The sequence below is a fragment of the Bacillus haimaensis genome (assembly GCF_048270625.1).
GTDB classification, from domain to species: Bacteria; Bacillota; Bacilli; order Bacillales; family Bacillaceae_I; genus Sutcliffiella_A; species Sutcliffiella_A haimaensis.
In genome coordinates this window covers 1015707-1040387 of record NZ_CP158164.1, presented here as the reverse complement: position 1 = coordinate 1040387, position 24681 = coordinate 1015707, and the positions used below count along the sequence as shown (strand labels likewise).

At 44.0% G+C, this 24681-nt stretch carries 25 protein-coding genes and 1 riboswitch; of the genes, 8 read left to right on the top strand and 17 right to left on the bottom strand.

What is annotated here, in order from left to right:
- Positions 1-143 precede the first annotated feature (143 nt).
- The gene (locus tag ABN702_RS05055) at positions 144-1376 is read left to right on the top strand and encodes a hypothetical protein (protein WP_417899666.1); all 1233 of its coding nucleotides are present in this window, start codon (positions 144-146) and stop codon (positions 1374-1376) included.
- Positions 1377-1463: 87 nt separating this feature from the next.
- Here ABN702_RS05055 and efp read toward each other — a convergent pair whose 3' ends face one another.
- From efp to ABN702_RS05035, 4 genes are all read right to left on the bottom strand, one after another.
- A complete protein-coding gene (gene efp, locus ABN702_RS05050; RefSeq protein WP_204415579.1) occupies positions 1464-2021 on the bottom strand; it encodes an elongation factor P in 558 nt (185 codons plus the stop codon).
- 95 nt (positions 2022-2116) lie between these two features.
- Complete coding sequence (locus ABN702_RS05045) at positions 2117-3178, bottom strand: M24 family metallopeptidase (RefSeq protein WP_417899665.1); 1062 nt, start codon at positions 3176-3178, stop codon at positions 2117-2119.
- Positions 3179-3182: 4 nt separating this feature from the next.
- Positions 3183-3620 carry a type II 3-dehydroquinate dehydratase gene (gene aroQ, locus ABN702_RS05040; protein WP_417899664.1) on the bottom strand — a complete coding sequence of 146 codons (438 nt, stop codon included), beginning with the start codon at positions 3618-3620 and terminating at the stop codon, positions 3183-3185.
- Positions 3621-3703: 83 nt separating this feature from the next.
- Positions 3704-4231: a YqhR family membrane protein gene (locus ABN702_RS05035; protein WP_417899663.1), complete on the bottom strand. Its 528-nt coding sequence runs from the start codon at positions 4229-4231 to the stop codon at positions 3704-3706.
- Between the two features lie 180 nt (positions 4232-4411).
- Here ABN702_RS05035 and ABN702_RS05030 point away from each other — a divergent pair, with 180 nt between their 5' ends.
- Together ABN702_RS05030 and ABN702_RS05025 are read left to right on the top strand one after the other, a co-directional pair.
- Entirely contained in the window at positions 4412-5359 is a 948-nt protein-coding gene (locus tag ABN702_RS05030; RefSeq protein ID WP_417899662.1) for a DUF1385 domain-containing protein, read from the top strand.
- Between the two features lie 97 nt (positions 5360-5456).
- Positions 5457-5717, top strand: a complete 261-nt coding sequence (locus tag ABN702_RS05025; protein WP_417899661.1) for a hypothetical protein — start codon at positions 5457-5459, stop codon at positions 5715-5717.
- 148 nt (positions 5718-5865) lie between these two features.
- On the opposite strand, the gene ABN702_RS05020 is transcribed toward ABN702_RS05025, so the two are convergent.
- The 5 genes from ABN702_RS05020 to ABN702_RS05000 all read right to left on the bottom strand — a co-directional run bounded on the left by ABN702_RS05020 (position 5866) and on the right by ABN702_RS05000 (position 11895).
- Positions 5866-6750: a patatin-like phospholipase family protein gene (locus ABN702_RS05020; protein WP_417899660.1), complete on the bottom strand. Its 885-nt coding sequence runs from the start codon at positions 6748-6750 to the stop codon at positions 5866-5868.
- A gap of 123 nt (positions 6751-6873) precedes the next feature.
- Positions 6874-7299, bottom strand: coding sequence for a transcriptional regulator MntR (gene mntR / locus ABN702_RS05015; protein WP_417899659.1), 426 nt, complete (start codon positions 7297-7299; stop codon positions 6874-6876).
- 441 nt (positions 7300-7740) lie between these two features.
- On the bottom strand, positions 7741-7944 hold the full coding sequence (locus tag ABN702_RS05010) for a hypothetical protein (RefSeq protein ID WP_417899658.1): 204 nt from the start codon (positions 7942-7944) through the stop codon (positions 7741-7743).
- Positions 7945-8052: 108 nt separating this feature from the next.
- A complete protein-coding gene (locus tag ABN702_RS05005; protein ID WP_417899657.1) occupies positions 8053-10623 on the bottom strand; it encodes a vitamin B12-dependent ribonucleotide reductase in 2571 nt (856 codons plus the stop codon).
- 435 nt (positions 10624-11058) lie between these two features.
- The gene (locus ABN702_RS05000; protein ID WP_417899656.1) at positions 11059-11895 is read right to left on the bottom strand and encodes a lipoate--protein ligase family protein; all 837 of its coding nucleotides are present in this window, start codon (positions 11893-11895) and stop codon (positions 11059-11061) included.
- A gap of 222 nt (positions 11896-12117) precedes the next feature.
- Between ABN702_RS05000 and ABN702_RS04995 the strand changes: the two genes are divergently transcribed.
- On the top strand, positions 12118-12441 hold the full coding sequence (locus ABN702_RS04995; protein WP_386636032.1) for a rhodanese-like domain-containing protein: 324 nt from the start codon (positions 12118-12120) through the stop codon (positions 12439-12441).
- Positions 12442-12488: 47 nt separating this feature from the next.
- Here ABN702_RS04995 and ABN702_RS04990 read toward each other — a convergent pair whose 3' ends face one another.
- The 4 genes from ABN702_RS04990 to gcvT all read right to left on the bottom strand — a co-directional run bounded on the left by ABN702_RS04990 (position 12489) and on the right by gcvT (position 17817).
- Positions 12489-12974, bottom strand: a complete 486-nt coding sequence (locus tag ABN702_RS04990; protein WP_417899655.1) for a DinB family protein — start codon at positions 12972-12974, stop codon at positions 12489-12491.
- A 926-nt stretch (positions 12975-13900) separates the two neighbouring features.
- Positions 13901-15367 carry an aminomethyl-transferring glycine dehydrogenase subunit GcvPB gene (gcvPB, locus tag ABN702_RS04985; RefSeq protein ID WP_417899654.1) on the bottom strand — a complete coding sequence of 489 codons (1467 nt, stop codon included), beginning with the start codon at positions 15365-15367 and terminating at the stop codon, positions 13901-13903.
- Complete coding sequence (gene gcvPA, locus ABN702_RS04980; protein ID WP_417899653.1) at positions 15360-16709, bottom strand: aminomethyl-transferring glycine dehydrogenase subunit GcvPA; 1350 nt, start codon at positions 16707-16709, stop codon at positions 15360-15362. Before gcvPA ends, gcvPB begins: the two co-directional genes overlap by 8 nt.
- 13 nt (positions 16710-16722) lie before the next feature.
- Positions 16723-17817 carry a glycine cleavage system aminomethyltransferase GcvT gene (gene gcvT, locus ABN702_RS04975; protein WP_417899652.1) on the bottom strand — a complete coding sequence of 365 codons (1095 nt, stop codon included), beginning with the start codon at positions 17815-17817 and terminating at the stop codon, positions 16723-16725.
- 187 nt (positions 17818-18004) lie between these two features.
- Positions 18005-18101: riboswitch (glycine riboswitch) on the bottom strand.
- A gap of 288 nt (positions 18102-18389) precedes the next feature.
- Between gcvT and ABN702_RS04970 the strand changes: the two genes are divergently transcribed.
- The 3 genes from ABN702_RS04970 (at position 18390) to ABN702_RS04960 (ending at position 21533) form a co-directional block, all read left to right on the top strand.
- The gene (locus ABN702_RS04970; RefSeq protein WP_417899651.1) at positions 18390-20087 is read left to right on the top strand and encodes a DEAD/DEAH box helicase; all 1698 of its coding nucleotides are present in this window, start codon (positions 18390-18392) and stop codon (positions 20085-20087) included.
- Complete coding sequence (locus ABN702_RS04965) at positions 20065-20883, top strand: YqhG family protein (protein ID WP_417899650.1); 819 nt, start codon at positions 20065-20067, stop codon at positions 20881-20883. Before ABN702_RS04970 ends, ABN702_RS04965 begins: the two co-directional genes overlap by 23 nt.
- 143 nt (positions 20884-21026) lie before the next feature.
- Positions 21027-21533, top strand: coding sequence for a GNAT family N-acetyltransferase (locus ABN702_RS04960; protein WP_417899649.1), 507 nt, complete (start codon positions 21027-21029; stop codon positions 21531-21533).
- 41 nt (positions 21534-21574) lie between these two features.
- On the opposite strand, the gene ABN702_RS04955 is transcribed toward ABN702_RS04960, so the two are convergent.
- Positions 21575-21874, bottom strand: coding sequence for a DUF5658 family protein (locus tag ABN702_RS04955; RefSeq protein ID WP_417899648.1), 300 nt, complete (start codon positions 21872-21874; stop codon positions 21575-21577).
- A gap of 155 nt (positions 21875-22029) precedes the next feature.
- Between ABN702_RS04955 and ABN702_RS04950 the strand changes: the two genes are divergently transcribed.
- A complete protein-coding gene (locus ABN702_RS04950) occupies positions 22030-22419 on the top strand; it encodes a hypothetical protein (protein ID WP_417899647.1) in 390 nt (129 codons plus the stop codon).
- 43 nt (positions 22420-22462) lie between these two features.
- Here the strand turns inward: ABN702_RS04950 and ABN702_RS04945 are convergent, their stop codons facing one another.
- From ABN702_RS04945 to ABN702_RS04935, 3 genes are all read right to left on the bottom strand, one after another.
- Positions 22463-23467, bottom strand: coding sequence for a C45 family autoproteolytic acyltransferase/hydolase (locus ABN702_RS04945; protein WP_417899646.1), 1005 nt, complete (start codon positions 23465-23467; stop codon positions 22463-22465).
- Positions 23468-23505: 38 nt separating this feature from the next.
- On the bottom strand, positions 23506-24372 hold the full coding sequence (locus tag ABN702_RS04940; RefSeq protein WP_417899645.1) for a GyrI-like domain-containing protein: 867 nt from the start codon (positions 24370-24372) through the stop codon (positions 23506-23508).
- A gap of 78 nt (positions 24373-24450) precedes the next feature.
- Positions 24451-24654, bottom strand: coding sequence for a hypothetical protein (locus tag ABN702_RS04935; RefSeq protein ID WP_417899644.1), 204 nt, complete (start codon positions 24652-24654; stop codon positions 24451-24453).
- Between the last annotated feature and the right edge of the window lie 27 nt (positions 24655-24681).

Below are 24681 nucleotides of genomic sequence, written 5' to 3'. Positions count from 1 at the left end.
ATTGCGAAAAAATATATATAGGAATAAATCCACTACTTTACTATACCATCTTTTTTCAGTTTTTCAACTAGCTTTTTCATGAAATGCCAGGACACAGGGGACACTATCAAAATAGACAACTATTCAAATAGGAGGAAGGCACCATGAAACAATTTTGGCTGACTTTGATCCTGCTCATCTTCATGATTCCCCAAGCAAATGCCGAAGATTCCTATGGTCTTCAGGCGGCATTCGTCCGGGACAAAGCGTTATGGCTTTATATGGATGGATCTGAAGTGCTGCTGCAGGAAAATCTGGCTATTTCCAATCTTGGCTGGTCCTCTGATGGACAGTGGCTGACCTTTGAGGCAAAAAGCGAAGTAGAGGGGGAAGAGCCTGATATCTGGCTATACCATGTTCCCACCAATACACATACTAAACTCAAAATGGTTGGCCATGATGTTCAATGGAATCCTAAGAAGAACAGTTTCGCTTTTTTGACTGGATCCTTTTTAACAGTCGTAGAGCTTAGGGAGAACAAGCCGATCATCCACCAGCTGAACGGCGGTGTTTCTCATTTCTCATGGGATGCGGACGGGGAAAACCTGATTGCCTCTGCAAGTGCCGTCATGTTTCCAGACGGATGGAGCCACCCAAGACTTTACGAGGTCAATTGGGAGATGGAAAAGCAAAACCAGGAACTGGATGTCAAGGTGGATCCGCTCTTGACTATCTCCTCCCCCCTGAAGCTTGAAGAATTATCTATTCTTTCCATTGATGTAGAAAATTTCACCTGGTCCAAGGATGGGAGGCTCCTCGCATTCGTCGTCTCCCCTACTGCATCGTGGTCAGAGGACAGCAATATGTTGAGTGTATTTGTAAAAGAAAACAAAGTGTTGATACCGATGGGCGAAATTCTCCGTGAAAAGGGATGGATAAAATGGGCTCCCACGAAATCTGTGCTTGCCTCCATACAGGGCCCCGGCCGTTTGCGCGGCGGTGTCAAAAACAAGACATTGACTGTACAAAGTGTACTTCCGAGTCAAACGAAACGCTTCACCCCGGAAGGATTTGCTGACGTGAATTTTGATTGGCTGGATGATGATAGGCTTGTCGTTGCGCGAGGGAAAGAATCCGATACCCTATCTGATTTTCGCTCCAGCTTAATTTTGGTGAATAGCAAAGAGGATGAACAAAAAAGTGACGGGAAGCCTTTGGTCGATCTGCCCGCGGGATTCTCCGATGACCATCCAGTTACATTGGATAAACAGAAAACGCTCAGCTGGATCCGTACGGATGCAAACGGCTGGAAGAGTGTGTGGATGAGCGGGCTGGACGGTTCGGATGCACGGAAGGTAATTGAAGGAGTAAAAGAAGTGGTTTGGTTTGAAAATTAGTACGGAGTGGCCTGCCTTAGTGCAGGCTTTTTTTCCATATAAAATAAAAAGGAAAAGGCCAATTCAGCCTTTTCCCTTCTCTTTAAATTACGCTCTGGAAACGTAAGAACCGTCAGTTGTATTAACAATCAGCACGTCGCCTTCGTTTACAAAGAATGGTACGTTTACTGATAGGCCAGTTTCCACGATTGCCGGCTTGGAACCGCCGGAAGCTGTGTCACCTTTGATACCAGGCTCCGTTTCTACCACTTTAAGCTCTACTGTGTTAGGAAGCTCTACTCCAAGCGTTTCACCTTGGTACATCATGATTGCAACTTCCATGTTCTCTTTCAAGTACTTCAACTCATACTCGATTTGACCTGCAGGCAATTCAAGCTGATCGTAGGACTCGTTGTCCATGAATACGTGCATGTCGCCATTTGCATAAAGATACTGCATTCTGCGGTTGTCGATTTGAGCTTTCCCTACTTTTTCACCTGCACGGAAAGTTTTTTCCTGGATCGCACCTGTACGTAGGTTGCGCAGTTTGGAACGAACGAATGCCGCTCCTTTTCCTGGCTTCACGTGTTGGAAATCCATTACGCGCCAAATTCCGTTGTCTACCTCAATAGTCAAGCCTGTACGAAAATCGTTTACTGAAATCATTAATATGTTTCCTCCTAATGCTATGTAAATAGTAGTCCTACCGGTATTGTATCCCTGAGAGATTCAGTCTACTCCACCAAGATAAGAGATTACCTTTACAAAATAATAAGTTCTTTTGTGGAATAGGACAGAGATTCATTGCCGGAATCTGTGACAATCGTATCATCCTCGATACGAACTCCACCTAGGCCAGCAACATAGATACCCGGTTCCACGGTTACCACCATTCCTGGTTCCAATACAGTTTCGGATTTCACCGATAAGGATGGCCCTTCATGCACTTCCATTCCCAGTCCGTGTCCGGTTGAGTGCCCGAAGTACTCGCCATAACCCTTTTCCGTAATATAATCACGAGTCAAGGCATCCGCTTCACGACCAGTCATGCCAGGCTTGATGCCTTTCATCCCTCTCAATTGAGCTTCCAATACGACGTTGTAGATGTTGCGCAATTCGTCACTTGGTTCCCCAATTGCAAGGGTACGCGTAATATCGGAGTTATAGCCTTTATAATAGGCACCGAAGTCAAGCGTGACAAACTCACCTTTTTCAATGATTTTGTCTGATGCAACACCATGCGGCAGGGCAGAACGATACCCGGAGGCAACGATAATATCAAAAGAGGATGACACCGCACCTTGTTTTCTCATGAAGAATTCAAGCTCGTTGGAAACATCCAGCTCTGTAAGGCCAGGCTTTATGTACGTGATGATATGCTCAAAAGCTGCATCAGCAATCTGCGTAGCTTCCTTTAATATCTTAATCTCTTGTTCATTCTTAATCAAGCGTAACTTTTCAATAACGCCGGAAACCGGTACAAGATCCGCTTTGATGGTCGTTTTATAGCTTAAATAACTAGAGAATGTAACATGATCCTGCTCAAAACCAAGCTTGTTGATACCGAGATCTTTAACAACCGCAGCTATTTCATCCACAAGTCCGCCTTTATGCTGGACGATTTCAAAGCCCTCACACTGCTTTGCCGCCTGCTCGGTGTAACGGAAATCGGTGATGAATACCGCTTTATCCTCGGTAATGACCGCTACTCCAGCGCTGCCTGTAAAGCTTGTTAAATATTGACGGTTTTTTCCACTCGTCACCAATAATGCATCGATGTTCGACTCTTGAAAGCTCTCTCTTAATTTCGTTAATTTTTCCATTCTCTTACTCCCCCTTAATTATCCTTACCAACCCTTGTACTGCCAAGTGATAGCCATACAACCCAAGGCCGACTATCTGCCCGTATGTGACAGGCGCGGTGACGGATGTATGACGGAACTCTTCACGCTTATGTATGTTTGAAATATGTACTTCCATTACCGGAATCGAAATGCTTGCGATGGCGTCACGGATTGCGTAGCTATAATGCGTAAATGCACCGGGATTGATCACGACTCCCTCGTAGGCATCGTCCGCGGCGTGCAGCTTATCGATCAGATTGCCCTCATGGTTGCTCTGATAGCAGTCAATCGAGATCCCCATCTCCGTAGCCAAGCTTTCCAGCTGCTTTTCCAAATCCTTTAATGTTTCTTTTCCGTAGATTGCCGGCTCTCTTAGACCAAGTCGATTGAGATTCGGTCCATTCACCACAAGTAGGCGCATATCATGACTCCTTTTAACAAATATGAACACGTAAAAAAGAATGTCCAATTACTGAACATTCTATCACATTCCACCTTTTCCTACTACCTATTTGCTGAGGGCTGGTCCTGTTGCTGCTGCTTTTGTGTCACCATTTCAGAATGTTCGAAGGAAATGGAGTAGCCGACGAAAACACCGAAGAGAATATAAAGGCAAATATTCGTGATATTTGTATCAAGAGTCAGCTTCGGGACAGTCTTAATGGATGGAAACATGGGATTCAGAAGAAAGAATACAACACCCCATAGTACAATACCATAGATGATTCCTATCCAATAATGCCTGAATTTTTTTAGTGTAGCAGCATAGATAAGCGCAGCGCCGATACCGAACAGGCCAAGCAGGATAAAACTGATGATATACCCCAGCACCCCTTTTTTCCAATCGCCCAAAGCCCAAGGCTGCAGCACCACGTTTGGACTTATTTCTGTAAAATGGAACAAATAGGCGAAAAATCCGATCAAACTCCAGAAAATCCCCCCAACAAAGCCTGTTACCATCACCTTTGTCATAAAGCTCATTGGCTGCTCACGTTTATTCTGTTCAAGCTCTTGGTTTTCATTTTCACTCATACACGTATTACTCCCTCTCCAAATAGCTTATAAACATATCTTTCCATTATAAAAAAGAACCATTCATGATAATTTAAAAAAATGAAAAGGAACGAGAGTAGAGGTTTTTTCAAGATTCAGGTAGAATATTAGTAAATAGGAAATCTTTATCTTCTTAGAATAAGTTAGGTTGGTGTCTATATGTCAAATGAATCAAAACCCGTCTATGGTGGACAGGCTGTGGTGGAAGGTGTTATGTTCGGCGGGAAACGTCACTACGTAACTGCCATCCGCAGAAAAGATGAGTCCATCGAGTATTTACATGTTCCGAGAAAAACAAACCCCACATTGCAGAAATTGAAGCGAATCCCGTTTCTGAGAGGTGTGGTAGCAATTGTGGAAGCGGCCGGAAACGGCTCCAAGCATCTGAACTTCTCTACAGAACGTTATGATGTGGACCCAAGTCAGGACGAAGAGGTCATTTATAACAAAAAGGAAACTTCCAAACTCGAAATGATCTTGAGCGTCGCAGCGGTCGGTATTCTTTCCTTCCTTTTTGGAAAATTCATTTTCACACTAGTTCCCGTTTTCCTGGCAGAATTGACAAGTCCCTATCTTCCAGGGAAATTTGCACAAGTATTAATGGAAACCGTCTTTAAGCTGATGCTCCTATTAGCCTATATATATTTCATTTCTTTCACTCCGATTGTGAAAAGAGTGTTTCAATATCATGGTGCGGAACATAAAGTGATTAACGCCTATGAAAACGGGAAAGAATTAACTGTAAGCAATATTCAGGCGCAGTCAAGACTTCATTACCGTTGCGGCAGCAGTTTCATCCTTTTCACGGTCATCGTCGGATTCTTCATCTATCTGACTGTTCCTCACGATCCGCTCTGGCTGCGTGTAGTGAATCGATTGGCATTGATTCCAGTAGTACTGGGTATCTCATTTGAAGTGCTGCAGCTTACAAACAAGGTTCGTGAAGTGCCTGTACTGCGAGTACTGGGATACCCTGGACTTTGGCTACAGCTCCTTACGACAAAAGAGCCTTCTGATGATCAAGTGGAAGTGGCAATCCATTCTTTTAATAAACTTTTAGAGCTTGAACAAGATTCAGAGAAAAAGAATACCGAAGAAATAGTATAAAAATCCGCAACAAGCCTTATCCTATAAAATATACTATTTACACAAACTTAAATTATCGGAAACACTTTTCTAACAGACGACCAGGGAGGTGACTAGGGTGAAACGAGGCTTTGGCAAACCGATTTTAATCATGCTGCTATCTTTGGCTGGATTCTACCTTGCTATCCAGCTGTTTCAGAATCCCGGAGGACTATTCAAAAGCCTTCTTTTAATCGTTGGGGGGCAACTGTCCTCTATCTCGTCTTCCGTTATTTCATTCAAGGCAGAATCGGTGGTGGTAAGACGGATGCAAGATACAGCAAGGCAGTTAAGCAATCCAAAAAGAAATACCCAGCGGCGAAACCGAAAACCAATGTGACTCCCCTCATTGGCAAAGATAGAACTGGCGTAAAATCCTCTGCACAAAAAAGAAGAAGCTCTTCCCACCTGACAGTCATTGAAGGGAAAAAGGGCAAGAAAAAAAATCGGGCGTTTTTTTAAACGGACCGATTTTTTTATGCGAAAAATCAAAAACTCCATGTTCTCAAAAATGCTTCTGCCCTTTTTTTTCCTATTTCCACCAATCCCCTTTTTCTTTCCTCAGTCAGGGCGAACTCCGTGACTGCAATGTGGTCCATCGGAATGAAGATGATGTTCTTTTCATGTCGCCTGTCGATGTATCTTGCATCATGGGCATCCTTCATCGTTTCAAATAGTGCACCAAACATGGTGATGGCATTATTTATTTTATTCACAGGCAAATCCCTTTGCTTGGCGCTCAGTTTAATTCCAAGTACAGGTCGAATTTTCGGGATTCGATCATTATCAAATAGCCAGATAGGGAAATTGCTTAGCACGCCACCATCCACAAATAGATGACAGATACCCTTCCCCTTTATTTTCACCGGCTCAAAAAAATAAGGGATACTACAGCTCATCCGCACTGCCTTCGCAACCGAGAACTTGGATGGATCGATTTGATATCTAGACAGGTCATCAGGCAGGACAGCCATTCTCCCGCTTGTCAAATCAGAAGCGATAATCCGCAATTTCTGCCCGGGAAGATCGGCGAAAGTATGCACTCCCTTTGCTGCCAGTTTCTCTTTTACCCAGCTTTCCAGCATTTCCCCCTTGTACAATCCCAACCGCCAATATAGCAAAAGCCATTTTGCTACAGGGGAAGGCAGGAACGTTCTTCGCTGGTCCAGGAAATCTAAGACATCCGTCTCCCCTAGCATCTTATATATCTCATCCGCTGTATAGCCCGCAGCAACAAAGGAAGCTATGATGGAACCGGCGCTTGTTCCTGCAAGACGTTGAAATTTCAATCCCCGTTGTTCCACAGCTTGAAGTGCCCCAATCAACGCGAACCCTTTAATCCCCCCACCGGAAAACACTCCATCAATCACCAACTGTCTCCCTCCATTCCCTTCCAACCAAAAACCTTTATAACCTTTTTTATGTAAGGGAATGGGAATTATAACTGTCCAAAAGAAAAAAGGTCGACCAATGAGCAATACCCCTGGTCTGACCTTTTATTGATTTTCTTCGTTTTGTTTTTGAATGATCTGAAGAGCCTCTGTTCGCTCTTTATTTTCTTCAAAGTATTGGACAAGGTCCCCTATGCGATCAATTGCATTCCAGCTCAGATGATGCTCGATGCCTTCCACATCTTCATAGATGTTCTCCTCGTCCACACCGATTACCCGCAGAAACTGTTCCAAAAGCTCATGGCGATAGACGAGACGCTTTCCGATTTTCTTGCCTTTGGAAGTCAACACAAGACCTCGGTATTTTTCATAAATCAGATACTTATCTTTATCAAGCTTTTGCACCATTTTCGTTACTGAAGAGGGATGTACCGCCAATGCTTCGGCTATGTCTGATACACGCGCATATCCTTTATCTTCAATTAGCATATAAATCTGTTCTATGTAGTCTTCCATACTTGGGGTAGGCATAATATCCCTCCATTTCCAATCCACGATCGTAACCGTCATTAAAATGATACATTAACTTGGCGCTACTGACAAGTTATGTAGAAAGGTTCGAAGATTTCAGTCTTTCATTAATGTTCTTTATATGATACATAATTCTTGTGACTCCGTTAAACACCCCTGTTGATTTCCGTTCCAGGCATTCGCTTATCCAGGAAGGTCTCAGAAGCCTCCTCGGCGCTATTGCGCCTGCGGGGTCTCCCTCGACACGCTGCTTCCGCAGGACAAAGAAGGCTGCGGAAGCGATACATCGCACGCAGAAAATGCTTGCATTTTCAAGGAGTCTCATGCCTTGCACTCCAATCAACAGGGGGCAAGCAAAATAATTAATTAATTCGGTATTTATTGCAATTTCGTCATCCAATACCAAGAACAACAATCTCTGGGGGACATTTTTAATAGAGCTCATTGACAGCCAGGAAAAGGCAGGATATCCTGTATTGTCTGGTACTCATATTGCTTGATTGCGAACTGTGTATGATATAGATATTCCATTACATAAAGCTTTTGACCATCGGCGCTGCATAGGACTCCCGAGGTGCCTGTGCCATTCATAAAGGATACACCGATTGGCCGTCCGATCAGGTATGGTATTTTCATTTGCCACATTAGGCATTCCCCCTTTTAGGATAATGTATGAAAAAAGGGATTGATGAGTACTTCCTAAAAATAAAAGACCTATTCGAACTGAGCGAATAGGTCTTTCACTTTAATATTTTATAGTCCGCACTTCAGCTGTGCACCACAATCTGTACATGTGTTGCATCCACCGATTTCCTTTACCGTTCCGATGCGGCATACCGGACATGTGTTTCCGACTTCCGATCCGAATTGCACGTTTGTGGAACGAAGATCATTGATTGTTTCCACCAGCACAACAGGTTTTTTCACGACATCTTCCATTTGGATCTGTTCGCTTTCTTCATCCATCGTGTTTTCTTCAGCTTTCAGGGTCAGCACTTGGGAGTCACGGCTCCCATCCACGTAAACCGTTCCACCTTTTGCGCCACCTTTGTAAAGTCGCTCATACACTTTTTTCACCTGATCAACTGTATAGCCTTTCGGTGCGTTTACGGTTTTGGAGATGGAACTGTCAATCCATTGCTGGATGATGCATTGCACGTCCGCATGAGCTTCAGGAGCCAATTCCATCGCAGAGATGAACCAGTTAGGCAGGTTCTCCGGATCTGCTTCCGGATTGGCATTCAAGTACTCCTGCACGATATCTGCCTTCACTTCAATGAACTTCCCTAAGCGTCCGCTTCGGAAATAGGAGAAGGAGAAGTATGGCTCAAGTCCTGTTGACACACCTACCATTGTTCCGGTAGAACCAGTTGGTGCAACTGTCAGCAGGTGAGAGTTACGGATTCCGGACGTAAGAATGCCTTCTTTAATATCTTCAGGCATTTTGCTCATAAAGCCCGTTTCCGTGAATGCTTTTCGTAGACGGTTCGTTTCTTCTTCTGTTGCACCCTGTAAGAATGGGAAGCTTCCCTTCTCTTTTCCAAGCTCAACAGAAGCACGGTATGCTGTCGTTGCGATTGTTTCAAATACTTGATCCACAAGCTCATTTCCTTTTTCGGAGCCGTATTCCGTTTCGCAGTAGATCAATAGGTCATGAAGTCCCATGACACCTAATCCGACACGACGCTCGCCAAGTGCCTGCTTTTTGTTCTCCTCAAGGAAATAAGGTGTTACATCGATCACGTTGTCCTGCATTCTCACACCGACTTCCACTGTTTGCTTCAGCTTTTCGAAGTTGACGGTCTTTGTTTCTTTATCTGCCATCTCTGCAAGGTTTACTGCAGCTAGGTTACAGACGGAAAATGGTGCGAGGGGTTGTTCCCCACATGGGTTCGTTGCTACAACCTTTTGTCCGTACGCTTTCGCATTGGTCATATCGTTGGCATTATCGATAAAGAAGATACCAGGCTCAGCAGAGTAGGTGGCACAGATGTTCACAAGGTTCCAAAGCTCTTTTGCCTTGATTTTTCTGTACACTCGTACCTTATGTCCAAGTTTCTCCCACTCACGAACGTCGCCAACCTCCGACCATTCCTTATTGTAGATTTCCATTTCCTCTTTATCGTAGCCCTCTACATCAGGGAAGCGCAGGTCGTAATCCACATCATTTTCTACAGCTTCCATAAAATCTTTTGTCAGCGTGATGGAAATATTGGCACCTGTCAGGAATTCCGGATTGTGCACCGTATAGGTTCCGCCCACTTTCAACTTCTGCTCTGCGTCTCTGATGATCTGTTCTGTGAATCCACCATAGCCAGGAATGTGCTTGAAGTTTGTGACTGATTGGTACATCGTAACTTCCTGATCTGTCAGGGGAGTGAATTTCAACTTGTCCTCTGCCGCTTTTTTGATGCTTTCATCATTTGTATTTTCGATAAGGTAGCGTAGAATTCTTGGGTTTTGCATTTTGGAGATGATGAATTCCACGATGTCCGGATGCCAGTCTGCCAGCATAATCATTTGTGCTCCACGTCTTGATCCACCCTGCTCCACAAGATGCGTCAATTTCGCAATATCATCCAGCCAGGAAACACTTCCGGATGATTTTCCGTTTACTCCTCTAGCCAGGGCATTTCTTGGACGTAGAGTAGATCCGTTCGTTCCTACCCCACCGCCTCGGCTCATGATCTCCATCACCTGCTTGCGGTGCTCGGAAATGCCTTCGCGTGAATCCTGGACAAACGGCATCACATAGCAGTTGAAATACGTTACGTCGGTATCCGCTCCCGCTCCGTACAATACGCGTCCTGCAGGTACAAAGTTGAGGTTGACAAGCTCATGGTAGAACTTTCCGAACCATTCCTGGCGCTTCTCTTCCGTCGTTTCAGCTGCAGCTAATCCTGTTGCATTACGTTTGGCGATTTGTTCGTAAAACACTTCAAGCGGCTTCTCGATGACGTCCAGTGTGCGTACCACGACACCAGTCTCCACTTCGCCCTGTCTAGTCAAAACTCCACGATACTCCTCTTCAATTAATACGGAAGCTTTTTTGGTAGACCAGTCTATATCTTGAATATAACCTAGTCCTCTTGCTGGGAATTTCGGATCCTCCTTGATCGTCAATACAACAAAATCTCCAGCTGTCAAGGTTACTTTTTCTGTATCTTTGAATGCGTAACGATCGAGCATCACTAGACGGGAAACACCTCGGTGCGTCGTTGTCATGTCCTCTGTAATAGGATGTACTTGTGGGAATAAGTTGATATCCTGATTCAATCGTTCAACATTGATTTTCGGTTTGTTTTCATTCGTGGCAATGGTCATTATTACAACTCCTCTAAAACTAGTAGTTCTACCAACATTTACTTCAGTAAAAATTGTGTGTACAGATAAGGTATCATACCTTCATATAAAATATCAATATATAGTGTCTGACATTTTTTCGACAATACTACATATTGATTTTCGGGCTAATAAATCATTATTTGTCAAATGGAAAAACAATCAAATAAATGAGATTGAGAGAGGAAAACAGAGATTACTTCGACAAAATCTCGTATAATGACGTATTTTGTCACTTGCGTAATTTCACGAATTATAGCGAGGTTTATGTATCAACCTTTCAAGAAATTCTTTCCTTTTGCAAGAAAAATATTTTTTATTTTTTTTTGGTTGACTACTACCTAAAAGCGCGCCACATTTTTAGTACCCTACTATATCTAGGCTAAAACAAAAAGATAACGAGAAAAAAATTCCCCGCTACCTTTTATAATTCCACTCATCTGTCGAATATTTACTATCCATGATTGCCTGAACTTCCTCAAGTTCGGATTCCGATAGTTCATATGGCTCCAGCTTTATGTCCAAGCCTTTTTCAAATCCCTTATAGAAGGCTTCCTTCGCCTCTTCTATCGTCACCGGGGTTTCCCTCAGCGCATTGATCGCCACAGCCTTGTTCTTGAAGTTTTTCTGCATGCGCTCCTTGACGCGATCGCTTGGATAGTTGAACAGGCTGAACAACATATCCTCATCTATTTCGAGTAGTATGGAGCCGTGTTGCAGTATGACACCCTTCTGGCGAGTCTGTGCACTGCCCGCCACTTTACGGCCTTCTACCACGAGCTCATACCAGGACGGTGCATCAAAACATACGGCGGACCTTGGATTTTTCAAGCCCTCCTTTTCCTCTTCCGTCCGGGGGATAGCAAAATAGGCATCCAACCCAAGCGCTTTAAATCCTTCAAGTATTCCTTCTGAAATGACGCGATACGCTTCCGTTACGGAGCGAGGCATTTCTGGATGATCTTCGGAAACGATGACACTGTAGGTCAATTCCTTATCATGAAGCACGCCTCGTCCACCTGTCGGGCGCCGGACAAAACCAAGCCCCAATTCCTTTACACGATCCATATTCACTTCTTTATCCACTTTTTGAAAATAACCAACTGATAGAGTCGGTGGATTCCATCCATAGAACCGGATGGTCGGGGGAATCTTGCCTGCGCTATGCCAATCCAGCAGCGCTTCGTCCAATGCCATGTTAAAGGCGGGAGACTGTTCCTTTGAATCAATATATCTCCAAATTTCTTTTGTCATAGGATGTACCTCTTTTATTATGTATGATGATTTAGTGTAACAAATCAACACCAGTAATTCAAAGTTAAAGCTTGGCAGTTTTTTGTTGCAGCTTTAGTAAAAGGATGACATTTTGTCCAAGCTTTTATATAATATACTTTGGAATACTAAGATAAAGAGGGGTTGTCAGCATTGTACGTTTTATTAGGAGTTTTGGGAGCTATCATTGCCTATTCGGTGATCATGTTCCTCTACCAACGCAAAATTCTTACCACTCTAACTGAAGAGGATTTTCGTTCCGGCTATCGCAAAGCACAGCTGATTGATGTTCGCGAACAAAAGGAATATGAAGGCGGACACATCCTTGGAGCTAGAAACATTCCTCTTTCTCAACTTAAAATGAGAAGCAAAGAGATTCGCAACGATCAACCAGTCTACATCTACTGCCAAAACACATTGCGCAGCGGCCGTGCAGCACAGATGCTGAAAAGACAAGGCCACACAAAGCTTTATCAGCTAAAAGGTGGCTTCAAGCAATGGGGCGGAAAGATCAGAACAAAGAACTAATAGCAAAGAGCACTTACATGGTGAATGTGAGTGCTCTTTTTTATACTCTATTGGATGGATTCTTTTATCTGATCGATATGCCTTCTTTCATGGAAGCCGATCAGCTGTACCCATTGCTGGGCAGAGAGGTCGCCAATCCAGCGATGGCTGAACCCGTAGGCATGCAGGGATTCGTCATCAGCTTCTTGGATGAAGTTATTAAGGTTTGCTCTCGATTGTTCAAGTAACTGCAAGAGCTCCGCCTTTGTGTAGGGATGACCGGATGGTACAATATCTTCCGGGGCTTGCACCTTGTATGTACGGTTTGCGAGGATTTTCTTCAGGTTCAGTTCTTTTTCTTCCACAGCAAGTTTTGCTTGAATCGCTTTTTTGAGACCGTTTACAATCTTGTTTTCTATCAGGTAAAGATGCTCCACGTTTTCGCTTACAGACCACAGCTCCGGACTTTTTTTAGCATGGAGCGTTTCCTCTTCAAGCCCGTCGAGTAGGTTCAGCAGTTCTTCCCTTGCTTCATAGGTTTTTACGTAATACATTCGTGATCCCTCCCTTTGTTTCTACTATTAATCATACTTGGTGGAGGGGAAAATGAGAAATGATATGATGATTGGAAAGTTTTTTAAGTAATGGGTAGTAGGTTACCCAGCTGAAGTAGGAGGACGTGGCAATCAGTTTTCCCACATCGGTGTGTTGAAAGGCATGATGCATGTATTGGATGAATAAAAAAGCGGCAACATCAATTTTGTAAAATATCCTAAAAACTTTGAGTTTATTGTTTGTGGAATCTACGATTTAGTACCTACATGGGAGTTGCTCTATAACGCAGGTTATGTTTCGTGGGAATAACGAAAATCGCAAGTTCTACTGCTGCGAAGGGTAACATCTGTAAGTTTTTGATTCCCTCATTAGCGTGCTTTGAACCGAGTGAGGGTATCATTCCATGCTTTTGATTCCCTCACTCGCTTGTTTTGAGCCGAGTGGAGGAATCATCCCATGCTTTAGATTCCCTCACTCGCTTGTTTTGAGCCGAGTGGAGGAATCATCCCATGCTTTTGATTCCCTCACTCGCTTGTTTTGAACCGAGTGAGGGTATCATTCCATGCTTTTGATTCCCTCACTATCTTGTTTTGAGCCGAGTGAGGGTATCATTCCATGCTTTTGATTCCCTCACTATCGTGCTTTGACCGGAGTGAGGGTATCATTCGACTTTAATTTATCGAGTCTCCACCATAATTTAGCGACTTTCTCCATTAATCTATCCTAAAGCCCGCTAAATCCAGAAATGTCCATTAATCTGTCCAAAAATCCTTTATAATCTATCTGACGACAAAAACATTAAATCCCCGCCCACGCCCAATAAACTCCGAAAAAAGAATAAAGCAGCGGCCCCTCCCAAGGGCCGCTGCTATGTAGGACAAGGAACCTGTCCCCGCTATCTTTGCAAGGGGCCAGGCCCCATTGCTTACGCTTCTTTCTGGTAACGCAACACAGGCTTACGCGCCGCCAGCGTTTCATCTAATCTCTTAATCACGGTTGTGTGCGGTGCTTCTTGCACGACTTCCGGATTTTCTTCGGCTTCGCGGGCGATCTGGATCATCGCTTCGATGAAGGAGTCCAGGGTTTCCTTTGATTCCGTTTCCGTCGGTTCGATCATGATACACTCTTCCACGTTCAATGGGAAGTAGATTGTTGGCGGATGGTAGCCGAAGTCGAGCAGGCGTTTTGCGATGTCGAGCGTACGGACGCCAAGCTTCTTCTGGCGCTTACCGGATAATACGAATTCATGCTTGCAATGTCTGTCAAACGGCAAGTCGAAATGCTCTGCCAGGCGACGCATCATGTAGTTTGCATTCAATACAGCATATTCCGTGACAGCCTTCAACCCATCCGGCCCCATGGAACGGATATACGTGTAGGCACGAACGTTGATACCGAAGTTTCCGTAGAACGGTTTTACGCGGCCGATGGAATCCGGGCGATCATAGTCAAAGCCGAAGCTTCCGTCTTCTTTTTTCACGACTAGCGGTTTAGGCAGGTAAGGAATCAAGTCCGCTTTTACTCCAACTGGACCTGAACCCGGGCCGCCGCCTCCGTGAGGTCCTGTAAAGGTTTTGTGCAAGTTCAAGTGAACCACGTCAAAGCCCATGTCCCCAGGACGAGCCTTACTTAGAACGGCGTTCAGGTTGGCACCGTCATAATAGAGCTTTCCGCCCGCTTCATGGACGATTTGCGCCATTTCGAGAATATTTTCTTCAAACAGTCCAAGTGTGTTAGGGTTCGTCAGCATTAGTGCTGCCGTGTCTTCCCCAACCACTCTGCGAAGATCCTCTAAATCCACCAAACCATTTTCATTCGATTTTACCGTAATCGTTTCAAGTCCAGCAACTGTTGCTGAAGCAGGGTTTGTACCGTGCGCAGAGTCTGGCACGATAACCTTTGTACGCTTTGTATCGTTGTTTGCTTCATGGTAGGCACGGATCATCATTAATCCTGTCCACTCACCGTGGGCACCGGCAGCCGGTTGAAGGGTCACTTCATCCATTCCTGTAATTTCAATCAAATGTTCCTGCAGGTCATGCATCAATTCAAGCGCACCTTGGACCGTCGACTCGTCCTGCAGGGGATGGATATGGGAAAAGCCCGGGAAACGCGCGACATTTTCATTGATTTTCGGGTTATATTTCATTGTACAAGAACCTAGTGGATAGAATCCGGAATCCACCCCATGGTTACGGTTGCTCAGCGCAGTGTAGTGGCGCATGATATCAAGTTCTGATACTTCCGGAAGCTCAGGTGCTTCTTCACGAATGAATTCTTTTGGGAATAGCTCGTTTAAATCTACTTCAGGCACATCATTTTCAGGCAGGCTGTAGCCGATGCGGCCTTCTCTGGAAAGTTCAAAAATAAGTGGTTGATCTTGCTTATTCATGGCTGCCATCCCCCAATTCTATCACTAGTGTGTCAATTTCTTCTTTTGTACGCAGTTCTGTTACTGCAATCAGCATATGGTTTTCAAGCTCAGGGTAGTACGTCCCCAGGTCATAACCGCCAATGATTCCTTTATCAAGCAGCTTACGGTTCACTTCTTTGATAGGAGTGGAAAGCTTCACGACAAACTCATTGAAGAATGGTCCGCTGAAGGTAACTTCCAATCCTGCAGCTTCCATTGTGCGTTTGGCGTATTGAGCTTTTTGGATGTTCTGTACAGCCATTTCCTTGACGCCTTTTTTCCCTAGGGCTGTCATCGCAACAGAAGCAGCCAGTGCATTCAATGCCTGGTTTGAACAGATATTGGAAGTCGCTTTATCGCGGCGGATATGCTGCTCACGCGCTTGAAGTGTCAATACAAAACCGCGTTGGCCTTCTTCATCGACTGTCTGCCCTACTAATCTACCAGGAACCTTACGCATCAATTTCGTTGTTACCGCAAAATAACCACAATGTGGTCCACCGAATTGTGTCGGGATACCGAATGGCTGTGCATCACCTGTTACGATATCTGCGCCAAATTTACCAGGAGGTGTCAACGCTCCAAGTGCCAACGGATTAGAGGAGACAACGAACATTCCCTTACCAGAGTGTGCAAGCTTTTCGATCTCCTGCATCGGTTCGATCTGACCGAAGAAGTTTGGATACTGAACCATGACCGCTGCAATTTCATCTGACATCATTTCTTCGAGTGCCGCAACGTCTGTCACACCATTCTTCGTCGGAATTTCAACCACTTCAATGTATTGGCCCTTTGCGTAGGAGTTTACCACTGCCTTCGCTTCCGGATGAACAGCACCTGAGATCAGGACTTTCTTTTTCTTTGTATGTCCTGCAGCAAGCATTGCCGCTTCTGCGAAGGAAGTCGAGCCATCATACATCGAGGAGTTTGCTACATCCATGCCAGTGAGTTCGCAGATCATCGTCTGGAATTCAAAGATTGCCTGCAGCTCCCCTTGGGAAATTTCCGGCTGGTATGGGGTGTATGCCGTATAGAACTCGGAACGGGAGATCACATGGTCCACGATGACTGGCATGTAATGGTCGTACACACCTGCTCCAAGGAAGGAAGCATGCTTTCTCAAGTCTTTGTTTTTCGCAGCCAGATCACTTAACTCACGCATTAATGCGGATTCAGATTTTGCTTGTTTGATTTTCAGTTCTCCATCAAATCGTACACTTTCCGGGATATCTGAAAAAAGTTCATCTATGGAAGATACGCCAATTACGTTCATCATCTCTTGAATATCTTGGTCGGTCATCGGCAAATAACGATGTTTCATGTTGAAAGCCCCCTCAGTTTTTTGGACGTTGATAAAATGGTGTTTTGACAACTTTAGCTTTTAAGCGCTTTTTACGGACCTGAACTTCCACTTCCGTCTCAACCTCCGTGAATTCCTTCTTTAATAAGGCGAGGCCGATGTTCTTCTTTAATGTTGGAGATTGTGTGCCAGTCGTCACTTCCCCGACTTGTTCCTCTCCTACAAAAACTTCATATCCATGGCGAGGAATACCTTTATCGATCATTTCGATCCCTACCAGTTTGCGCGGTACGCCGTTTTCCTTCTGATCCTTCAATACTTCTTTTCCGAAGAAATCCTCTTCCTTGTTCACCTTTACGGCAAAGCCGATTCCAGCCTCAAGCGGAGTGATATCCTTGGATAGCTCCTGGCCGTACAATGCAAGGTTTGCTTCAAAGCGCAGCGTATCACGCGCACCAAGTCCACATGGAATCACGTTTTCATCCTTTAGGATTTCATTCCAAAGAACCACCGCTTTTTCACTCGCACAGTAGATTTCAAAGCCATCTTCGCCTGTATACCCTGTGCGTGAAACTAGTGCAGGTATACCATTTAATTCTACATTTTCTTTAAATTTAAAAAATTTGATTTCTGATAAGTCTGTACTGGTCAATTTCTGAAGAGTTTCCTCTGCCAATGGGCCTTGGATCGCAAGCTGTGCAAAGGTTTCTGACACATTAGTAACAGTAACTTCCTCTGTCACCTTGCTTGCCAGCCAATCATAATCCTTTTCAATATTGGAGGCATTGACCACAAGCAGATAGTCCTCATCGGCTTTTTTGTAGACAAGCAGATCATCCACAGTACCGCCATTTTCATAGCACATTGCGGTATATTGGGCTCCGCCATCCTTCAGTTTGGAAACATCGTTGGTCATCATTTTTTGCAGGTAAGCCAGGCTGTCTTTGCCTTTGACTTCGATTTCCCCCATATGCGAGACATCGAATAAACCTGCTTTTGTTCTTACGGCTTCATGCTCTTCCTTGATACTGGAGAATTGCACAGGCAAGTCCCATCCACCGAAGTCGATGGTCTTCGCACCAAAATCTTTATAAACTTCAAACAACGGAGTTCTTTTCAATTCAGTCAATTACTTCTCCTCCTCTACCCTTATAAAAGATTGTAAGCCTACTAAAAATGCTGTTTTCCAAAAAAGGACAGAGAAACTCCTTTTTTATAAAAGAGTTCCTCTGTCCTTGGCACCTGAAAGTTTACCTTATTTATATAAGGCTTTCCCCTTTGGTGGTTCATCTAAAGTTGAACGCTCTCCAGAGATGCGTCAAACAAGTGTCTTTTTGCCTGAGAGATTCACAATTAAGCTTGTTTGCTCCTTCGGCGCCGCCATACTTCGGCAGTCTCTCCCCTTGTTCTCATTCGCGAATATATAATTTTGCTGAAAATGGTAACAATAATAGAAAGATAAATCGTCAGATCCTTCTTTCTCAGTATGGATCACCGTATTGTAGGAAAATCAACCTTTCAAAGCTCACTATTATCCTACCATTAGAGAAAGCTTTCTGGCAATACAAAAAGACTGACATTATTATTTTTATATAGCTAATCGTTCGTCTTTCAAGCGTACGATTATCATTATTTGCTAATGAAAACGCTATCTATTTTTCAACCACTATAAATTGGATAATTCAGAAAGGATGCTCATGCATGAATGTGGAGATTGTATTCGACAAAGGTTGGCAGGAAGAACTGTTAAAAAGGATGGATGATGACGGTCCATGGGCGAACTATGAATTATTCAAGCTAGCACTGGAAGTGGAAAACCATTTAAGTATACCGGAGTTTGAAGGCTTGCTGGCACCTTCCCACCTGCCGCAATTGACGCCGCTTCCCCATCAGCTTGAGGTGGCAAGGAATGTGGTGGAAGAAATGAACGGAAAAGCGATTCTTGCTGATGAGGTGGGACTCGGTAAAACGATTGAAGCTGGGCTTGTCCTGAAGGAATACATGATTCGCGGGTTGGTGAAAAAGGTGCTCATCCTGGTTCCCGCCTCCCTTGTTTCCCAATGGTCGGTCGAGCTCTATCAAAAATTTTACATACCAGCCATCGCGCAGCGCAAAAGCTATGTGTGGGAACAGTGCGACGTAGTCGTCTCCTCGATTGATACGGCTAAAAGAAGTCCTCACCGCGAAATTATCAATAGTCTCGAGTACGATATGGTCATTATTGATGAGGCTCATAAACTGAAAAATAATAAAACGAAAAACTATGAATTTGTGCAAAATCTGAAAAAAAAGTTCTGTTTGCTGCTGACTGCCACCCCCATCCAGAACAAAGTGGAGGAGATATTCAATCTTGTTTCACTACTGAAGCCTGGACATCTGGGAAGTTTAAGCAATTTTGAAGAAGTGTTCCAGGCGAAGGACAGGAAGCTTGAAAACGATGAGTACCTGAAGGAGCTTGTTAATAAAGTGATGATCCGGAACCGACGCGGCGATACCGGCATTGATTGGCCAAAACGCCATGTGGAGTCGTGCATGATTGAATTTTCACCGGAGGAACAGGAGCTTTATAACACCATCAATAATTTACGGTCTGATCCTTCTGTTGCGATTACCAGCCAGTTTTCCATCATGACCCTTCAAAGGGAAGCCTGCAGCAGCAGGGAAGCGGTCTATTATACAGTCAAAAATATGATCGAGCGAAAGCAGCAGGAGAACCCAAACTATATTCCGGCACCTGGGTTGATGGAAATCTTTCAAAAAATCGATCTTGTCGGCCGAAATTCCAAGGCGGAAAAAGTACTGGAGCTTATCCGGAAGGTAAATGATAAAGTAATCATTTTTACGGAATACCGGGCCACCCAGATGTACCTTCAATGGTTCCTGAAGCAGCATAGGATTACGTCCGTCCCTTTCCGTGGTGGATTCAAACGCGGAAAAAAGGACTGGATGAAGGAGCTTTTCAAAAATCATACACAAGTGCTGATTGCAACAGAAGCAGGCGGAGAAGGAATCAATCTGCAATTCTGTAACCATATCATCAACTATGACCTTCCCTGGAATCCGATGCGGCTCGAGCAGCGGATCGGCCGTATTCATCGCTTAGGGCAAGAAAGGGATGTTCACATCTATAATTTTGCCACAAAAAACACGGTCGAGGAGCATATATTGAAGCTTTTATATGAAAAAATCAATCTGTTTGAGCGTGTCATCGGTGAGCTTGATGATATCCTGACAAAGCTAGAAATCAAAAATTTGGAAGACCACATCCAGGATATCATGCTGCATTCGAAGTCGGAGGGAGAAATGAAAGTCAAGATGGAGAACCTTTCTTCCATTATAGAATTTGCGGATAGCTTGAAAAAGGAGGAGGAGCCACATGCAGCAGCAGGAAATTCATAGATTCCTGGAGCGTTATTTTACGGCAAACAGTTGTGAGATCTTGGAGAATACAAATAGTCATTTGGCGGTCCAGCTCTCCATCGAGATGGACAAGGAGTTGATGAACCGCCCATTCTATTGGCACTATCTCGAGAAAACAGGCGGTGTGCCAAATCCGATGCAATTGACACTGATTACAAATAACAACGAGGCACCGGATGACCTGAAGGGAGATACCGTACATTTCGGATCCCCGAGACTGCACCAGATTTTTGAATCGACCAAGCGTCTTGCAGGATACATCCGACTGTATGAGGATGCCAAGGTTGCACCAAATGTCGGCCATCTCCCACTTCACCCGTGGCTGAATGTGAATATGAAGGTCAGCTACCAATGTGATCGGAAAAAGGACGTTATCAAGTCGCTTGGTATTCACCTAATTTCAGGAAGTATTATAGAAGGGTTTCAAGATGTCTTGAATAAAACTCCAGTCACTCCCAAAATTCCCGATTTTTGTTTCACCATGTCACCAATCATTAAGCCGGCAAGCGGACTTTCCAGATTGGAGCATTATGTGAATGGGTTTATTGCAAGCGAGGACCACACTTGGGCAGATGCTGCAAGAGAGCGCTGGGAGAAGGACCTTCAGTTGTTGGATCATTTTTATGAGGATGAGGAGGAAAAGCCGGAATCCTATGAAACGGAGAAAAAGGCGCTTCAGGAGCAGTATGAACCAAAGATCCATGTGTCCATCATAAATGGCGGGCTTTTTTATCTTACCCCAGGATTTATGAACCGCGTTCAGAATGGTAGGTAGGAGTTGGGCTTCTAATTAAGTTAATGGAAAAGAGAGCGATCCGGATTTCATCATGAAATGGATTGCTCTTTTGTTATTTATTTGGCACCCTGCCTTCTGGTACTATAGAGCTGAAGGTCAGTCGTTGTTAAGGGAGTGATTGGGTGATAGTAATTGAGACGGATAGACTTCTTCTACGGAAGGTGGTAGAGACCGATGCGGCATTTATTCTGCGATTGTTGAATGAACCAGGTTGGTTGGAGTATATTGGGGACAAAGGAGTCCGTTCTATGGAGGATGCTGTCCATTATATTAAAACCGGCCCTCGTGCCATGTATGAGCGAGAAGGCTTTGGATTGTTTCTGGTCGAATGGAAGGGTAACCAAGCACCTATCGGCTTATGCGGGTTAATCAAGCGGGATGGTCTTGACGATGTAGACATCGGTTATGCACTTCTTGCAGATTATCATGGTCAAGGATTCGCCTTTGAAGCAGCCCAAGGAACTTTTGAATACGCCAAAGAAATTGGACTGAAAAGGATTATCGCCATCACAACAAAAGATAACCACTCTTCTATGAAGCTTTTGGAGAAGCTCGGAATGAACCCAGACGGATTTGTGATATTACCAAATGATAACGAAGAATTGAAGAAGTTTTCTATAGATTTGTAGGTCTACAGTTGGGACAAGGAACCTGTCCCTCTGTTTCATATTTACGAGATATAATGGAAAATCCAAAACAAATGAACAACCGCAACTGTCCCATAACCGAGAACAGCAGCGACACTTATGTATTTGACCAGTAAAGATCTGATATCTTTTACATAATAAAGAAGAATTAGCAGGAAGATCGAAAAGAATGCTTTTACCCCGAGAAACAGTAAGGGATCCTTTTGGTAGAGACCAGCCATCATAGGATTCGCTTCCTCAATCATATTCAAGTTTAAGCCGATGAAGGTAGCAACAGCATCAAATAGATTTAAAACAAGTAATAGGATTATTAGCCTCTTCATCAGTCTCGCCTCTCTTCGTTCTTTTTTAAGAACATTATACAACTTATCGGTCCCTGTTTACAAACAAATCGTTCTTTTTAAAGAATATTAAAACATTCGACATCAATTAAAATGCCCAGTTATAATGAAAAGAAAAAGGTGTAAGGGGAAAAGGTATGAAAATGAAGCTTTTCTGGCTCATGTTAATGTTGATACTAGCGATTTTGATAAGTGGCTGTAGCGGAGACAAAACCAAAGAAAACGAGAATGTTGACGTTGATCGGGAAATTACCATTATCGGGCATACAGGGACGGAAGTGGATGACTTCTTCTTCGAGCCTTCCAAGATTACTGTTAAAAAAGGAGAAACTGTCAAACTAATCATGGAGAGTGCCAATAATGTCGGCCATGGCATACAGGTACCTGCTTTGAAAATCAACCTGTCTGAAAGAGAGCCTGAGGTTTTCACTGCGGATAAGACGGGAGAATATGAAGGAAGATGTAGCGTACTATGCGGAGCCGGACATTCTGTTATGAGCTTTAAAGTGATTGTGGAGGAAGAATAGAAAAAAGCAATCTTCTCTCGATTTTGGAGAGAAGATTGCTTTTTTAGTTGTTTTCTATAAGACCTATCATTTCGGTCTCTTTCAAATTGTTCCCTCCGACCCAATCCTTAAAATCCTTTTCGATAACTTGATTGCTCTGTGCAATGGTCGTCAAGATCCTAGAGTCAACGAAGGAATAGGAAAAAGTATGAAGAGTACCAAACAAATTCTCATAGTCCGTAAAAAAGATGGGAGAATGTTTATCTGAAAAATTTTGAAACATCTCTTTGTGATTGAACTCTCCACTTTTTAATCCTTGCATGTACCTGTTCCGATTTATCGAATTCTCTATAAAAGCCCTGTTTTTCTCCTGAAGTTCCTCCATTTGAAAATGATTGACGCATGTCAGAAGCACCTCATCCCTTCTGACCCTAACCTTTTCCGGACTTGCTTCCACCACTGCCATATTTCCCTTTTCGTCGCCGAGAGAAAAATTATAACTGGCCGAATGGGGAATCTCCTCCAGCAATCGAATCGCATCCTCCACTGTCTGACAGGTATCAAGCAGCATTCTTATGGAAGTCCATGCGGACAAGCCTTCTGTATATTCATCATTACTAACGAAGTGTAAGCCTGCGACCAACCCATGCTCGTTCACGCCATCGTGCCTTCCGATTGCTTGGAGATTATATCCTGCAGTAGCATATGCGTTTTCGGGCTGCAGCAAACTGAAAAATCCATCGTAAAGTACTGGTGAGAAATCATAATTTCTCACATAAAAATCTTTTGTAATCAAGGTGGAACATCCCATCGCGGCTACCTTTGGCATGTCGTAACCGCTGAACAAAGCTGCACATTTGTTGAATGGCAACTCCAAACCCTCTGACAATCCCCGTAGCTCCTCCAATAAATGAGGAGCATAAGTCTTATAAAGGGACTTCATTTTCTCCATATCAATTTCCTGTTTTGTAACGGTTTCCATCGCTTTTAAGATAGGGAGATGTTTAAGAACCTTTCCTAAACTTACTCCAATATTGAAAGAGGTACCTCTCTGTTGAAGAACATCCACTTTAAAGGTTGAAATATTTATCCCTCCCTAGCCTTCGATTACTTAATCGGAATCCATATCTCCGAATACAAATCAGGGCTGGATGGATCCTCTTCCGTGTAAAGTTCGAACTCCGGTGTTCCTGCATGCTGATAGCTGTTGGACGGAAACCACTCGGAATAGATCTGCTTCCACGCTTTTTGCATTGCCGTTGGCATAGGGCCGTGCACTTCGAATACAACCCATTTGGATGCAGGGATCTCCAGGCTTTCCATTCCGCTCGGCACTTCCCCGTTGAATGACGCCGCTACCCAATAATCCATCACCTTGTTGCTGCGTTTTTCTTCACTTGAACCATCGCAGACCCCAAGGACACCCTTTACGACTCCTTCATTCAGTTCAAACAGGCGGTCACATGTCCCGTTCCCATTCATTTCATCCCAAAGCTTAGGGATACCCATCTGATTTTCTTCACCATTACATGAAAACTCCCTCTTAACGCCAACAATACGAAATGCTTCTTTTTCCACCAAACTATACTTCATCGGTTCTGCCCCTTTCAATGTCACCTGGATCACCAGGCGGTTATAGGATTGCAGCTTGCCACTGTTCTTTCGCACTTCACTTGGCGTCACACCATGCTGCCTGCGGAAAGCTTTCGTGAAAGCCTCGGGAGTGTCATAGCCATACTTCATCGCGATATCAATGATTTTGGCATCGGTGGTCAGAAGGTCCTGTCCAGCCAGCGTCAGCCTTCTGCGCCGCAAATACTCACCTATTGAAGAATCAGTCAAAACGGTGAAAATTCGCTGAAAATGAAAGACAGAAACATTCGCTTCCTTCGCAATATCCTCCATCGGCATATCCTCAAGCAAATGTTCTTCCATGTATTCAATTGCCCTTTGTATCGACTCCACCCATGCCACTATAAGCCCTCCCTTACTTTTTATTTTATCGATTATGTATCCAGCCTACCTGTCATTTTCTGCTCATCTTTGACAGGTCTATCTTCTTTCCATCTCTTTAATTTTGGAATTTCTCACGATGCTATATACGCCAAGGGAGAACAGCACAACAGCAAGAGCCGTAAAGGTGATTCCGGGACCGACATTTTTCAATTGAATATTATCAATGGCAAACAGCACCATTGCCATTCCGTTGATAAACAATGCCAGGATAATCATTAGATGTATTTTCTTTTTCTGCATAGGAAAACCCCTCTTTTAGTTAATCAA